The 15,098-nt window shown below is 26.6% G+C and carries 11 protein-coding genes; 8 read left to right on the top strand and 3 right to left on the bottom strand.

From position 1 onward, the window contains the following. Window positions 1-5: 5 nt before the first annotated feature. Together IBJ83_RS06660 and IBJ83_RS06665 are read right to left on the bottom strand one after the other, a co-directional pair. Window positions 6-1,352 (bottom strand): DUF6020 family protein, encoded by a 1,347-nt coding sequence (locus IBJ83_RS06660; RefSeq protein WP_201275859.1) that lies wholly within the window; start codon window positions 1,350-1,352, stop codon window positions 6-8. Window positions 1,353-1,887: 535 nt separating this feature from the next. Continuing rightward, the gene (locus tag IBJ83_RS06665) at window positions 1,888-2,988 is read right to left on the bottom strand and encodes a glycosyltransferase (protein WP_231698896.1); all 1,101 of its coding nucleotides are present in this window, start codon (window positions 2,986-2,988) and stop codon (window positions 1,888-1,890) included. 246 nt (window positions 2,989-3,234) lie between these two features. Between IBJ83_RS06665 and IBJ83_RS06670 the strand changes: the two genes are divergently transcribed. From IBJ83_RS06670 to IBJ83_RS06690, 5 genes are all read left to right on the top strand, one after another. Next, window positions 3,235-5,310 carry a glutamine synthetase III gene (locus IBJ83_RS06670; protein WP_201275860.1) on the top strand — a complete coding sequence of 692 codons (2,076 nt, stop codon included), beginning with the start codon at window positions 3,235-3,237 and terminating at the stop codon, window positions 5,308-5,310. A gap of 9 nt (window positions 5,311-5,319) precedes the next feature. Further along, a complete protein-coding gene (locus IBJ83_RS06675; RefSeq protein ID WP_201275861.1) occupies window positions 5,320-6,921 on the top strand; it encodes a CTP synthase in 1,602 nt (533 codons plus the stop codon). Window positions 6,922-7,216: 295 nt separating this feature from the next. Further along, window positions 7,217-7,996 (top strand): type III pantothenate kinase, encoded by a 780-nt coding sequence (locus IBJ83_RS06680; protein WP_201275862.1) that lies wholly within the window; start codon window positions 7,217-7,219, stop codon window positions 7,994-7,996. A gap of 1 nt (window position 7,997) precedes the next feature. Beyond that, window positions 7,998-8,951 (top strand): tRNA dihydrouridine synthase DusB, encoded by a 954-nt coding sequence (dusB, locus tag IBJ83_RS06685; RefSeq protein WP_201275863.1) that lies wholly within the window; start codon window positions 7,998-8,000, stop codon window positions 8,949-8,951. Window positions 8,952-8,966: 15 nt separating this feature from the next. Further along, window positions 8,967-10,706, top strand: a complete 1,740-nt coding sequence (locus IBJ83_RS06690) for a flavocytochrome c (protein WP_201275864.1) — start codon at window positions 8,967-8,969, stop codon at window positions 10,704-10,706. A gap of 37 nt (window positions 10,707-10,743) precedes the next feature. On the opposite strand, the gene IBJ83_RS06695 is transcribed toward IBJ83_RS06690, so the two are convergent. Then, window positions 10,744-12,591: an ATP-dependent helicase gene (locus IBJ83_RS06695; protein ID WP_201275865.1), complete on the bottom strand. Its 1,848-nt coding sequence runs from the start codon at window positions 12,589-12,591 to the stop codon at window positions 10,744-10,746. A gap of 82 nt (window positions 12,592-12,673) precedes the next feature. Between IBJ83_RS06695 and IBJ83_RS06700 the strand changes: the two genes are divergently transcribed. From IBJ83_RS06700 to udp, 3 genes are read left to right on the top strand one after another with little or no spacing between them, the layout of a single operon-like run. Beyond that, complete coding sequence (locus tag IBJ83_RS06700) at window positions 12,674-13,393, top strand: tRNA1(Val) (adenine(37)-N6)-methyltransferase (RefSeq protein WP_201275866.1); 720 nt, start codon at window positions 12,674-12,676, stop codon at window positions 13,391-13,393. After that, the gene (gene rsmI / locus IBJ83_RS06705) at window positions 13,377-14,216 is read left to right on the top strand and encodes a 16S rRNA (cytidine(1402)-2'-O)-methyltransferase (protein ID WP_068472430.1); all 840 of its coding nucleotides are present in this window, start codon (window positions 13,377-13,379) and stop codon (window positions 14,214-14,216) included. The genes IBJ83_RS06700 and rsmI overlap by 17 nt, the downstream gene beginning before the upstream one ends. Beyond that, window positions 14,217-15,002, top strand: a complete 786-nt coding sequence (gene udp, locus IBJ83_RS06710) for a uridine phosphorylase (RefSeq protein WP_201275867.1) — start codon at window positions 14,217-14,219, stop codon at window positions 15,000-15,002. Window positions 15,003-15,098 lie beyond the last annotated feature (96 nt).

Below are 15,098 nucleotides of genomic sequence, written 5' to 3' on the forward strand. Positions count from 1 at the left end.
CCTTACTACTCTTTTTTATAACTATTTACAAATAAAAGCGGAATAAGTATTGGAACAGTTATAAATATTAAATATGAATACCTGTAATAATTTACTATAGGCGAATAAATACAAGTAAGTACAATGGAAAGACATAAATATATTAAAGGTCTAATTTTTTTGTTTCTTTTCAAAATTGAATATCCTATTGATAAGATAAGCAACCAAGTAGCAAATCCTGCTTTTAAAAATGAAGAAATTACAGGATATGAGGCTATAGAATAAATTATATTTGTTGTTGTTTTCTTTAATTTATTTATTTCTTTAAAATCTGTGTTTTGATTCCATCCTTTATCAAAATATCCATATTTTTCTTTTAATTGTAAGTTAGATGTTTTATCAAAAGTTTTAAAAGTGAACCAATCTGTTTTTGTTTCATACATATGTTCATAATAATCTCCAATCCACATACCTTCTCTAAATTTATAGGGATAAAAGTAAGATAAAGATAAATTTAAAATAGCATCAATATTTGTTTTAGGATGTTTTAAATACATTTTAAACCATAGTTTAAAGAAATCATTTTTTAAATCTTTAAAATTATCTTCCCTTATATGGTTTTTAATTGGGTCTGCACAATATGGGTCGAAATCATTTTTTATTTTTTCTAGTCCAAAAATTTTATCACATAATTTTAGCTCGTTTTCAGAAAATGATTCCGGATGATATTTAGCAACACTTGCTAATTGTTGAAATCTTGTAGATAAATAATCATATTTCATTGAACTTTCTAAAGGTTTTAAAATGCTTTTTGTGATTTTATTTGCTGAAAAACAAAATATTATAGATAAAAAAATTAATGTCAAAGTATTTATTCTATATTTTTTTTGAGTACCAAATAATAAGAATACCAAACCTACAATAACATAAATTATTGCTTTTCGGTGTAACATAAACACTCCAAAAACAGAAATTAGAAAATATATTATTGAAATATTTTTACTAAAGAATATTTTAGGATTGTAAATCATTTCAATCATCAATAAAACAAAAAGAAGCAAAAAATTACCTAATATAACGTCTTTATACAGTGTAAAACTATAAACTATAAAATATGGATTTACACAAAAATAAAAATACAAAGCTATTTTTAATTTTTTATTAAATTTAAATTCAAATAATTTGTATAGTAAAAGAGAATATACAATGCTTGTAAAAATTAAATTTATAAAATTAAAAATTCCAATTCCTATACCAACTGATGAAAAATATTTTAAACCGAGTTTTCCAAATAATCCTACTGTATAGATATAAAGATATGGGTGAGAATTAGATAATGGAAGAACTCCTATTCCTTCTTTTATACAGTACATACTATCCCACGTAAAATTTCCAGGGAAAAATATTACAAAAAATATTATTCTTATTATAAATATTGGTATTAGTATTTTAAAAAATTTTTTTAAAATAAATTTTTTGTTAGTAAATGTAGGTTGTTCAAAAGTTATATTTTTTGTTTTAAGGTATAAAATTCTAATAAAAAAATTAAAAACTATAAATGAAATAAACATTATTAAAAAAAATAAAATAATATAATATTTATTAACATTATTTCTAAATGATTCAATACCTATTGTACTTATTATTGAAAAGATAAAAGAAAATATATTTATTATCTTATTTTCTCTTTTTTCAAAATCTATTAAAGTTTTTAAATCCAAATTTTTTATTAATATAAATAAAAGGATAAATAACAATAAACAAATCAAACTATCATTATTTATAAAAATGTGAAAAAAAGTTTCTTTCTCAATTTTAAAATTTTTGTTTAAAGTCAACAGTAATGTAATTATATAGGATAAAAAGAAAGTTATTATAGATTTTTTGTGTGTTAATTTATCTAAAATTTTATTTTTCATAAGTTTGTTTCCTCGTTTTCTTAAACACCCAAGTTCTTTGAATCCTATAACTTATTAAAAATAGTATTGTATCTACAATGATTTTTATTGTTGTTTCATTAACATTTGTTATTTTCCAAAGTAAAGAAACACTAAATGAAGATAATAGCATTTGAAAAATACATAAACTATAATACTTGTATATTGTTTTTTTGAAACTTTTTTCTCCATTAAAAACAAAATTCTTATTTACAAAAAAATTAAAAAGAGAAGAAAATATTCTTGCAATAACACTTGAAAAAAATATTGAATATGAATTTTTAACAAATGATGATGAAAAAATATATACGAATACTTTAAATAATCCTATGTCTATTAAAAATGAAGAGAGTGAGGTTAATATATAATTAAAAAAAGATGTAAAAATTACTTTGTATATTTTTACAGAATCTTTGATAGCGTTAAAATGTGTTTCTGCATTATTGTTATAATATACTGTTTCTATTGGTATTTCGACTATATTTAAATTTTTTTCAAAGCAAGTTATTAACATTTTTGTTTCATATTCAAATTTTTCTCCAAAAATATCTAACATTTCGGGAATAATATTTTTAGGGAAACCACGAAGTCCTGTTTGAGTATCAGTTATTTTCTTTCTGTATAACAATTTAAAAACATTTACTGTTGTCTTGTTTCCAAATTTACTTTTTGGAGGGACATTTTTACTATCAAAATCTCTACAACCTATGATTAAAGAATTTAGATAAACTTCTAAATTATTTGCAATATTCAGTACATCTTTTGCCCTATGTTGCCCATCAGAATCACAAGTTACAATTCCATTAAAATCATCAATATTGGGTAATGTCAGAAAAAAATTAAAAGCGTTTTTTAAAGCTCTTCCCTTACCTAAATTTTTTGCATGAGTTAATATTGTTACACCGTCAATTTGTTTTAAATCTTCAAAAAATTTTTTAAATCTTTCACTACTACCATCATTTACAACTAAAATATCATTTAGTCCATAATGTTTCAATTCATAAATATAATCAATTAAATTTTCAGGCGGATTTAAAGCAGGAATTAAAACCATAGTTTTTTTATTTTTCATAATAAACCTCCAAAAAAAATTTTACACACTTAATTTACATAGTTATTATATATATATAGTGTCAAGTTTTTGCTGATATATTTTCTAGAAGTTCTAAATAAAAAATTTGTTTTAGCACTTGACATAATCGTAAAAATATTTTATTATATTAGTATAAATAAAACAAATAAAACATTTTAGAAATTTGGTTTTTTTTTTCTCTATTTAGAGGTAAAAAGAAGACCAATTTTTTTTTAGGAGGAATATATGGGCAGAATTGAAAATTTTGGAAAGTTTACTTTTGATAAAAATGCAATGAAAAAAAAGTTGCCTTATCCGATTTATTTAAAATGGAAAAATGCGATTCGAAAAGAGGAATTATTAGATAAAGATAGTGCGGATATAATTGCACATGCTATGAAAGAATGGGCTATAGAAAATGGTGCAACACATTATTGCCATTGGTTTCAACCGTTAAATGGGAATACTGCAAAAAAACACGAAAGTTTTATAGATAAGTCTTACGAAAATTTACCGATAGTTAGATTTTCAGGAGAAGAACTTTTAAAGAGTGAGCCTGATGCATCATCATTTCCAAACGGGGGAATGAGGTCAACATTTGAGGCTAGAGGTTATACATATTGGGATTGTACTGCGAATGCTTTTATAATGGATAATATTTTGTATATTCCTTCAATTTTTGTTTCTTTTGATGGAATTAGTTTGGATAAAAAAGCACCTCTTTTAAAGAGTATGGATTTTTTATCAAAACAAGCAACTGATTTATATAATTTGTTTTCAGATGATAAAATATTTAGGGTTAAAATTAAAGTTGGTTTAGAGCAAGAATTTTTCTTAGTTGATAGAGAACTTTATGAAAAGAGAGTTGACCTTATAAATACAGGAAGAACTTTAATTGGAGAAATGCCACCGAAAGACCAAGAATTGTTACAACATTATTTCGGTTCAATTCCAAAAAGAGTTATGGAATATTACAATAGTATAAATAAAAAATTAGAGGATTTAGGTATTAATTCTAAAACTGAACATAATGAGGTTGCTCCGGGACAATTTGAAGTTGCAATTCTATATGATACTGTAAATGTTTCGGTTGATAATAACCAAATTGTTATGGAAGTTTTAAGAAATACTGCTTATGAGCATAATCTTGTTTGTTTATTACATGAAAAACCATTTAAAAATGTAAATGGAAGTGGAAAGCATAATAACTGGTCTTTAGTTACAAACTATGGTAAAAATTTGTTTAAATTACCAAAAAATGATAATGAAATTGATAGATTACTTTTTGCAATTTTTATGGTTTCTACAATTTCAGCTGTAAACAAATATTCTTCATTACTTAGAGTTTCATCTTCAAGTGTTAGAAATGATTTAAGACTTGGCGGAGATGAGGCGCCACCTTCAATTATTTCTGTTTATCTAGGAAATGAAATTGAAAATATTTTATATGATATTTTGGATATGGAAGTTAAAAATTCTGTAAAACAAAATGATTTTAATATCAGTAATTTAGGCTTTACTCCAAGAGATACTGATGATAGAAATAGAACTTCACCTTTTGCATATACAGGTGGAAAGTTTGAGTTTAGAATGTTAGGCTCTATGCAAAGTGCAGCAGATTGTAATATAGTTTTAAATACAATTGTGGGTGCTGAGCTTAAGAATGTTTTAGAAAAAGTTCAAAATGTTGAAGATAAGGCTGAAAGAGTTTCTGCTTGTAAAAATCTTTTAAAAGAAATTTTAATTGAAAGTGAAAGGGTCTTGTTTTCTGGAGATAGTTATTCAAAAGAATGGGTTGAAGAGGCTGAAAGAAGAGGTCTTAAAAATAATAGAACATATTTAGATGCTTTATTGTATGCAAAAGAATCTAAGGAGTTTGAAGTTCTTTTGGAAAATAATATTTTGAATGATTTGGAATTAAGTGCTGTTTATGATGTTTGCATTGAAGATGTAAAAAATACTTATATGTTAGAGATGAAAACATTGGTTAATATGATTAACAAAGATGTTATTCCATCTTGTATAAAAGAGCTTAATTTTGAAATAAATTTGAATGATAGAATAAAAAATGTTAAACTTAATGAGAGAGTAAATAAACTTAATAATTTACTTGAGGGACTGTTTATAAAACTTGATGAATTTAGTGATTTCGAAAAAGAAAATCATGGAGAAAATGAAATTGAAAAAGTAATAAGTTTACACAAATTTATTCCTAAAAATTTGGAAGAAATTAGAATGATTAGTGATGAAATTGAATCAAATATTTCAAGAGAAAATTGGAATATACCAACTTATGAAGAAATTTTTAGAGCATTAAATTAGGAGGATATGATGAGCAAATTTATTTTTATTACTGGAGGAGTTGTTTCAGGAATTGGTAAAGGAATATGTGGAGCGAGTTTAGGAAGACTTTTAAAGGATAGAGGTTTTAGTGTTTTTATGCAAAAATTTGACCCATATATAAATGTTGACCCAGGTACAATGAGTCCTTATCAACATGGGGAAGTTTTTGTAACAAAAGACGGCGCTGAAACTGATTTAGATTTAGGACATTATGAAAGATTTATAGATGAAGAATTAACTCAAAGAAGTAATGTAACTACAGGAAGAATTTACAGCGAAGTAATTCAAAAAGAACGTAGAGGAGATTACAATGGTTCAACTGTTCAAGTAATTCCACATATTACTGATAGGATAAAAGGATATGTTTATAAGGCGGCTGAAGAAAGCAAAGCTGATATAATTATAACTGAAATTGGCGGTACTGTTGGAGATATTGAATCTTTACCTTTTATCGAGGCGATTAGACAAATTCATGCTGAAAATAAAAAAGAAGATGTATTATTCATTCATACTACTTTAGTTCCTACAATTCCTGGTTCTGATGAATTAAAGACAAAACCTACTCAACATTCTTTTAAGGAGCTTATGAGTCAAGGAATTAAAACTAATATTATTGTAGTTAGAAGTCCTGAAAAAATTTCTGATGAAATTAAAAATAAGATTAGTCTTTTCTGTGATGTTCCAAAAAGTGCTATTGTTCAATCTGAAAATGTTGACTTTATTTACGAAGTACCAGTTAAATTACATGAACAAGGTTTAGATGATTATGTTTTACATAAACTTTGTTTAGAAGGAAAATCAATTAAGAGTAATTGGAAAGAAATGATTGATTCATATAAAAATGTAAAATCAGAATTAGAAATTGGACTTGTTGGAAAATATGTTCAATTACATGATGCATACCTTTCAGTTTCTCAAGCGTTAATAGATGCCGGTTATAAAAATGCTCACAAAATTAATATTCATTGGATAAATTCTGAAGAAGTTACAGAAGAAAATGTTAATGAAATATTTAAAGGACTTGACGGAATTATTGTTCCAGGTGGATTTGGTGGTAGAGGCATTGAAGGAATGATTGCTACAAGTAGATACGCAAGAGAAAAGAATATTCCTTATTTTGGAATTTGTCTTGGAATGCAAATCGCAATCATTGATATTGCTAGAAATGTTGCAGGACTTGAAGAAGCAGATTCAACTGAGAAAGACGATACTACAAAATATCCTGTAATTGATTTAATGGAAAGTCAATTTGATGTTGAAAATATTGGTGGAACTTTAAGACTTGGAAATTATGACTGTAAACTTTTAAAGGATAGTAAAGCTAGAAAATTATACAATGCAGAAATTATTCAAGAAAGACATAGACATAGATATGAAGTCAACAATAAATTTAGAGAAGAACTTGAAAAAGCTGGAGTTATTTTCTCTGGAATAAATCCTGAACTTGATCTTGTAGAAATTATTGAATATACTGGTAGTGATTATTTTGTTGCTTGTCAATTCCACCCTGAATTTAAGTCAAGACCAAATAAAGTTCATCCTTTATTTGACGGATTTATTCAAGCATCAATAAACAATAAAAATAAGTAATATTCCACGATTCTTTGTATCAGGTGGATACATGGTAACTTTTTTGTTTTATAATTAGATTTTAAAGATAAAAAGCAGATATTATAGGAATTTAATATCTGTTTTTTTAATAAATTTTTTCTATTTATTATTTTTATTTATTAAAATTTTTGGTAGTGTCAAGTTTTTTGTACTCTTGGTCTCACATCAATATTGTATCATAACAAATATTATGGAAAGGCGATATTTTTATTATTGTATAAATTTTAAAAAAATGCTATTATATAGTATATAAGTTTAATTTTTGGAGGACTTAATGTTACTAGTTATAGATGTAGGAAATACAAATATTGTTTTGGGTGTCTATCAAGAAGATTCTCTTATTTGTGATTTCAGACTTAATACAATAAAAAATAAAACCAGTGATGAATATGCTTTGTCTATTACAGAGATACTTCATGCTAATAATATAAAAAAATCTGATATAGATGATGTTGTTGTAGCATCTGTTGTTCCTGATGTTATGCATTCAATAGAGAATGCTATAAAGAAATATTTTAATTTAAAGCCTATGATTATAGATGATAATTGTGATTTGGGACTTGAAATAAATCATGACAATCCAAGAACGATCGGTGCTGATAGAATTGTAAATTCTATTGCAGGGATAAAAAAATATGGAGTTCCTTTGATAATTATTGATATAGGAACGGCGATTACTTTTGATGTAGTTGACGAAAATTCAGTTTATCAAGGGGGAGCTATTATTCCGGGAATTGGAATTTCATCAGAGGCACTATTTTTAAAGACTGCAAAATTGCCAAGAGTTGAACTCTACAAACCGGAAAAAGTTGTCGCAAAAAACACTATGGATAATATAAGAGTTGGAATGGTAATTGGTTATATCGGACTTATTGAAAAGTTACTTGATGAAACGGTAAAAGAGATGAATTTTGATGTTTCTAAGTTAAAAGTTGTTGCAACCGGTGGTTATTCAACTTTAATTACCAAAGGTATAGATAGAATTGATATTATAGATAAGAAACTTACGCTTGACGGTATGTTAGAAATATACAAAATGAAGAAGAGGACATAATATGCTTAATGGAGATATTTTTTTAGCTCCACTTGCCGGAGTTAGCGATGTTGCTTTTAGAATTTTGGCAAGTGAAATGGGTGCAAGTTTGACTTTTACAGAAATGGTTTCTATAAAAGGTTTATATTATAATAATGATAACACTTCAATCATAACATATATTGATAAAAGAGAGGGTCCTGTCGGATTACAAGTTTTTGGTAGTGATGAAAAGATTATGGAAGAAGTAATACAAACTAAATTTAATAATAGAGATGATATTTATCAGCTTGATTTGAATTTAGGTTGTCCTGCTCCGAAAATTGTAAAAAATCATGAGGGCAGCTATTTGATGAAAGAGCCTAAAAAGGTTAAAAATATTGTTTCAACTATGGTTAAAAATTCAAAAGTTCCAGTAAGTGTTAAAATACGTTTAGGATTTGATGATAAAAATAAAAATTTCTTGGAAGTTGCAGATGCTATTGTTGAAGCCGGTGCATATATGATAACTCTACATGCCAGAACAAGAGAAATGTTTTATTCTGGAAATGCCGATTGGAATGATATAAAAGTTTTAAAGAATCATGTTCCAATAAAAGTTGTTGGAAATGGTGATGTTTGTAGTGTTGAAGATTATGTAAGAATGAAAGAAGAAACCGGAGTTGATGCTGTTGCGATAGGACGTCACGCTCTTGGTAATCCATTTATTTTCAAACAAATCAAAGATTATAATCTATCTAAAAAATATTCTTCTCCAACCCTCGAAGAAGTGATTGATACGATAAAAAGACATTATAAATTAGAACTTGAATTTAAGCCTGAAAGAATAGCCATAAGAGAAATGAGAAAAAATATTTTATGGTATTTAAAGGGTTTTAAAGGTTCAAACAAAGTAAAAAATACAATAAATACTTTGAACGATATTGACGAGATTTTTGATGTATTAAACGAATATAAAAATAATTGTGTTTTGTAAGATTTGGAGGATATTATGAAAAAATTATTTAGAAGTTTATCATTTTTACTTGTTTTTGTACTATTTTTAACTTCTTGTAAGTCAGCTGTTAATGGAACTTATGAGGGAAAAGCAAGAGGACATAATGGAGATGTTGTGCTTAATGTAAGTTTTGAAAATAGTAAAATAAAAAATGTATCATTAAAGGAAAGTGTAGAAACTGAAGATGTTGGAAAACTTGCCATTGAAAAATTAATTCAAAAGGTTAATTCGGGAGATTTTAATTTAGACGAAATTACCGGAGCAACTTATTCATCAAAGGCATTTGTAAATGCGCTTGCAGATGCAATTAAAAAGTCAGGATTAGATTATAAAAAAATCTTAAAAAATAATCCTGTAATGAATGAAAAATTTGAAGTAAAAGAAATGAATACAGATGTTGTTGTAGTCGGCTCAGGTGGTGCAGGATTAATTTCAGCAATAAAATCTAAACAAGCAGGAGCAAATGTTGTAATCATAGAAAAATTACCTTTAATTGGAGGAAATACTCTGATTTCCGGTGCGGAATATTCAGCTCCAAATAATTGGCTACAAGAAAAAGAAAATATAAAAGACAGTGTTGATTTATTTAAAAAAGACGTAGAAAAAGCCGGAGGGGATAAGGAACTTATAGATGTCTTGGCTAATAATGCTCTTGACGGTGCAAAATGGCTCAGAGATGATGTTAAGGTTGAATGGACAGATGAACTTATGTTCTTTGGAGGTCATTCAGTTAAAAGGTCTTTAATTCCAAAAGGACAGTCTGGAAAAGAATTAATAAATAAATTACATGCAAAAGCTGAAGAATTAGGAATAGAAATTTTAACAGAAACAAATGCTTTTGAACTTTTGACAAAGGACAATGTAGTTACAGGCGTTAAGGCAAAAATAAAAACTGGGGAATTAATAATAAATGCAAAGTCTGTAGTTTTAACAACAGGAGGCTTTGGTGCAAATAAAAAAATGCTTTATGATAATGATAAAGAGGTTGATGATAAAATTCTTTCAACAAATTCTCCGGGCTCAACGGGTGATGGTATAAAAATGGCACAAGCCATTGGAGCTGATGTTGTTGATATGAATCAAATTCAATTATATCCGGTATGTGATGTTGAAACTGGAAAACTTTTATATACTGGAGATACAAGACTTGTAGGTGGTGCTATAATTGTAAACAAAGAGGGCAAGAGATTTGTTGAAGAATTGGGAACAAGAAGAGAAATTTCAATGGGAATTAAAGCTCAAACAGATAGCGTTGCTTATCAAATTTGGGATGAAGATTCTATGCAAAAATCAAAAATCTTACCTACTCATGAAATTGAATATAAAAATTTAATTGAAGGTAAAAAACTTTGTAAAGTAAATTCAATAGAAGAAATGGCAGAATTTTTTGGAATAGATAAAGAGAATTTAAAAGAAACAATTAAGCAATTCAACGAAGATTCCGAAAAAGGAAAAGATACTTTATTTAATCTTAGAAGATTAGGTTTTAAAGTGAAAAAAGCACCATTTTATTGTCTAAAAGCAGTTCCTGCAGTTCATCATACAATGGGTGGACTTAAGATAAATAAAAATGCAGAGGTTATAAATAAAAATGGTGAAGTTATAAAAGGATTATACTCAGCAGGGGAAACGACTGGAGGTATTCATGGTAAGAATAGATTAGGTTCAGTTTCCATTGCGGATATAACAGTTTTTGGAATAATCGCAGGAACAAATGCAGGAAATAATAAATAGTAAATAATAAAGCACAAAAAGGAGCTGACGCTCCTTTTTAATTGTTCTTTTTTAGTTCGTTGTAAAAAATTGACGGTTCTACAGGTAGATTATTCCTTTCCTTGATTGTGAATAAATATAGTTTTTTCTTTGCTCTTGTCATTGCAACGTAGAATAGTCGCCTTTCTTCTTCTAATAACTTTTCATCAAATGAATTCAATACGCTTTTTTGTGGAAATTCTCCGTCTATAAGGTCAATGATAAATACATTGTCGTACTCTAAGCCCTTTGATGAATGTATTGTTGAAATGGATATATTTGAATTTGAATTTGATGCATTTTTAAGTAATTCTTTTAAATTATTCAACTTTTCTATGAATTCGTCAAAGGTTTTTAAATCTTTTGATAAATATTTTATTAAATCGAAAATTAAATTATAATTTAGATTTGAAAAATCATTGAAATTATCTAAATAATCGCCATATCCAATTTCATATAAAATACAATCAATTTTATCTTCCATTTTCATGCGTTTTATTCTTTTGAAATTATTTCTTAAATCGCTGAATTTTCTCAAATAAAAATCATTTAATTCTTCCAAGTCAAGTAAACTTTCCAAAACGCATTGGTTATAAGGTTTATATTCTAATTTTGAAATAAAATCTTTTTTTATATAAGCGTTCAATTTAAAATAAATTCGCTTAAAAACTTCTAAATCAGTTGTGTCTTCAGAAAATAGTAAAATATTTTTTACATCATTTAAAATTCTATTTGAATAAAAATCGAATCTATTTTCCTTTATGAAAAAGTCAATATTTTCCTTTCTAAACATATCTGCAATGTATAAAGATGAGATATTATTTCTATATAAAATTCCAATAGTTTCATTCAGGTTGATTTCAGAAATTTTGTTTAATAACTCTCTTGCTTGTATTTTTGCGTTTTTTACCTTAAAAAGCATTATCTGTGAACTTTCTTCAGTTGTATGTTTTGAAAATTTTTCGTATCTAATTTTATTTCCTTGAATAATTTTATTGCTAATTTTTATTATGTTTTTTGTAGAGCGAAAATTTTTATCCATAAAAAATATTTTTGAAGTTGGATAAATGTTTTTAAAATTCAAAAGATTTTCAGGGCTTGCACCTCTGAAACTGTAAATTGATTGGTCGTCATCTGCAACTACAAATATATTATTTTCAGGAAATACAATTTTTTTTATAATTTCAAATTGGAGAGTAGAGGTATCTTGTCCTTCGTCAACTTGAAAAAATTTATATCTATTTTTAAGTGCCTTTAAAAGTTTTTTATCCGTTGAAATATATTCATTTGCAAGTATGAGTAAATCGTTGAAATCCATAAAATTATTTTGAATTTTTATTTCATCATACAAATTATAAAGCTTTAACATTAAACTTCGATTTGAAATAAAATGATTTTTCTTGATATATCCTTCAAAGTCAAACATTTTATTTTTTACAAAATCATAAATTGAGAAAAAGTCATTTATTTCTTCATCAGTTAATTTTTTATAATTAGTTTGAAAATATGCTCTTTTTAAAATTAAATTTCTATTAAACTCGTTATTTCCTTCAATTAAAGTCTTTTTAATATTTCTAACTTTCATATAATTTCTAACAATCTCATAACAAAAAGCGTGAATTGTTTTAAAAGTTATTTTTCCTTTAAAATCAGGATTTTTGGTCAAAAATCTTCTTTCCATATCAATACCTTGAGCTTTACTAAAAGTTATAGAAAGTATTTCACTTGGTTTTACATTATAATTTTCAACTAAATTTAAAATTCTATTTAATAATACAGTCGTCTTGCCTGAGCCGGGAACTGCTAAAATTAAAGCAGGTCCTTCAAAATGGTTAATAGCATCGACTTGTTGGTTTGTAAAATTCATATAATCACCTTAATATATTCTATCATAAAAATAATTCCTTTTAAAGCATATTTATGGTAAAATATAAGTCGGAGGTTGAGATATGGAGAAACATTTTATTCCTAACACTAATGGAGTCATATTTGCAAATAAAAATAAATTTTCTTTTAGCATTGATTCAATTTTGTTGTCGCATTTTGCAAATGTAAAAAAAGATAAAATTTTAATAGACATTGGCGCAGGTACCGGAATAATAGGTCTTAGAATTAATTTTCTAAATAGTTTAAAAGCTGTATATTTGATTGAAATTCAAGACGAAAATGCAAAACTTATTGATTGTAGTATTTCTGAAAATAATTTAAAAAATGTTAATCTTTTACATAAAGATTTAAAATTATGCTATGAAGATTTTGAAAATTCCTCTGTTGACTATATCGTTTCAAATCCTCCCTATAAGAAAATAAATACGGGAATATTAAATGAAGATGAAAATTTTTTGATTTCAAGATATGAATATTGTTTGAAATTAGAGAATATTTTAGATTTTTCTTATAAAAAGTTAAAATCTAACGGGAAAGTTTTTTTGATTTACAGTATGGAGCGTTTGGTTGATGTTTTGAGTGAGTCAAGGAAATTTAAGTTAGAACCTAAGAGAATTCAATTCATTTCTACAAATGTAGATAAAAAGCCACATTTATTTATAATTGAATTGGTAAAAAATGGAAATAGCAATTTATTTGTTGAGGATAATCTTTATATTTATGAAAAAAATGGAGATTATACTGATAAAATTAAGGAGATATATTATGGAAAGAATTTCTAATATTTATTTTGTTCCGACGCCAATAGGAAATATGAAAGATATTACCCTTAGAGCCTTGGAAGTTTTGAAAAAAAGTGATATAATTTATTGTGAAGACACTAGAAATAGTTCAAATCTATTAAAATTTCATAATATAGATACTAAACTAATATCATATCATAAATTCAATGAGAGTGAACGCGTTGCAGAGATAATAAACAATATAAAAAATGGCAAAATAGTTTCGATTATTTCAGATGCAGGAATGCCGATAATAAATGACCCCGGTTTTGTGATTTTACAAGAGGTTATAAAAGAGGGGATTGCTTATGAAATTTTGCCTGGAGCTTGTGCGTTGGTAAATGGAATTTGTGGAAGTGGTTTTGATACAACAAATTTTGTTTATTTGGGTTTTGTTCCAAAGACAAATTCAGAAAGAGAAAAATTCTTTTTAAACTTTAAAAAGATGAATGTTACAGGTATTTGTTATGAAACACCTCACAGACTTTTAAAAACTTTAGAATTTTTATATAAATTATTTGGAAATATAAATGTTTGTGTGTGTAGAGAGCTTACAAAACTTTTTGAAGAATATAAAAGAGGAAGTTTAGAAGAAGTTATTTCTTATTACAAAGAAAAAGGTGTAAAGGGAGAAATAGTCCTTGTAATTGAAAAAATTTCTGAAGACGAAAAAGAGATTGATTTTGAAAAAGAAATATTAAATTTAAAAGAAGAAGGTTATAGCAATAAAGATATTGTAAAAATGTTAAAAAATAATTTTAATATATCAAAAAATGAGGCCTATGAATTAGTGTTAAATTTTGAAAATAAGGGGGAAATATAAATGTCACAACAATTATTAAAAGAAAAACAATACCATATTGATATGAAAAGTGGAGATGTAGGAAGATATGTAATCTTACCCGGCGACCCAAAAAGATGTAAATTAATCGCAAAATATTTTGATGATGCAGTTTTAGTTGCAGACAACAGAGAGTATGTAACATATACAGGATATTTAGAAGGTGAAAAAGTTTCTGTAACAAGTACAGGGATAGGTGGAGCGAGTACATCAATTGCAGTTGAAGAATTACACAAAATTGGAGCAGATACATTTATCAGAGTTGGAACTTGTGGCGGAATAGATTTAGAAGTGGAAGCTGGAGATTTAGTTGTGGCAACTGGAGCGATTAGAATGGAAGGAACTTCAAAAGAATATGCGCCAATAGAATTTCCTGCAGTTGCAGACTATGAAATTGTAAATGAACTTTCAAACGCTTGTGCAAAAACAGGATACAATTACCATGTTGGAGTTGTTCAATGTAAAGATGCTTTTTATGGACAACATCAACCAGAAAATAAACCGGTTAGCTATGAGCTTTTGAATAAGTGGGAAGCGTGGAAAAGACTTCATACAAAAGCAAGTGAAATGGAATCATCAACACTTTTTGTTGTTTCAAGTTATCTAAACACAAGAGCTGGTTCAATATTTTTAGTTGTAAACAATCAAGAAAGAGTTAAACAAAATCTTTCAAATAATGTAATAGAAGATACAGATAGAGCCATAAGAACAGCGATAGATGCTCTTAGAAATTTGATTAAAAAAGACAAAGAAAAAGCAAGTAAGTAAAGTTAGAATATAACTTTAAAATTGTTATGATACAATTGATGTGAGACCAAGGGTACAAAAAAAAGAGAATATCCTGTATAATTAAAATAACAAAAA

Source organism: Parvimonas parva, from assembly GCF_016552165.1.
GTDB classification, from domain to species: Bacteria; Bacillota; Clostridia; order Tissierellales; family Peptoniphilaceae; genus Parvimonas; species Parvimonas parva.

Bases quoted from the DNA above. Each gene is read 5' to 3' on its own strand.
- IBJ83_RS06660 (WP_201275859.1), bottom strand. From the start codon at position 1,352: ATGTACTGTATAAAAGAAGGAATAGGAGTTCTTCCATTATCTAATTCT.
- IBJ83_RS06665 (WP_231698896.1), bottom strand. From the start codon at position 2,988: ATGAAAAATAAAAAAACTATGGTTTTAATTCCTGCTTTAAATCCGCCT.
- IBJ83_RS06670 (WP_201275860.1), top strand. From the start codon at position 3,235: ATGGGCAGAATTGAAAATTTTGGAAAGTTTACTTTTGATAAAAATGCA.
- IBJ83_RS06675 (WP_201275861.1), top strand. From the start codon at position 5,320: ATGAGCAAATTTATTTTTATTACTGGAGGAGTTGTTTCAGGAATTGGT.
- IBJ83_RS06680 (WP_201275862.1), top strand. From the start codon at position 7,217: ATGTTACTAGTTATAGATGTAGGAAATACAAATATTGTTTTGGGTGTC.
- dusB (WP_201275863.1), top strand. From the start codon at position 7,998: ATGCTTAATGGAGATATTTTTTTAGCTCCACTTGCCGGAGTTAGCGAT.
- IBJ83_RS06690 (WP_201275864.1), top strand. From the start codon at position 8,967: ATGAAAAAATTATTTAGAAGTTTATCATTTTTACTTGTTTTTGTACTA.
- IBJ83_RS06695 (WP_201275865.1), bottom strand. From the start codon at position 12,591: ATGAATTTTACAAACCAACAAGTCGATGCTATTAACCATTTTGAAGGA.
- IBJ83_RS06700 (WP_201275866.1), top strand. From the start codon at position 12,674: ATGGAGAAACATTTTATTCCTAACACTAATGGAGTCATATTTGCAAAT.
- rsmI (WP_068472430.1), top strand. From the start codon at position 13,377: ATGGAAAGAATTTCTAATATTTATTTTGTTCCGACGCCAATAGGAAAT.
- udp (WP_201275867.1), top strand. From the start codon at position 14,217: ATGTCACAACAATTATTAAAAGAAAAACAATACCATATTGATATGAAA.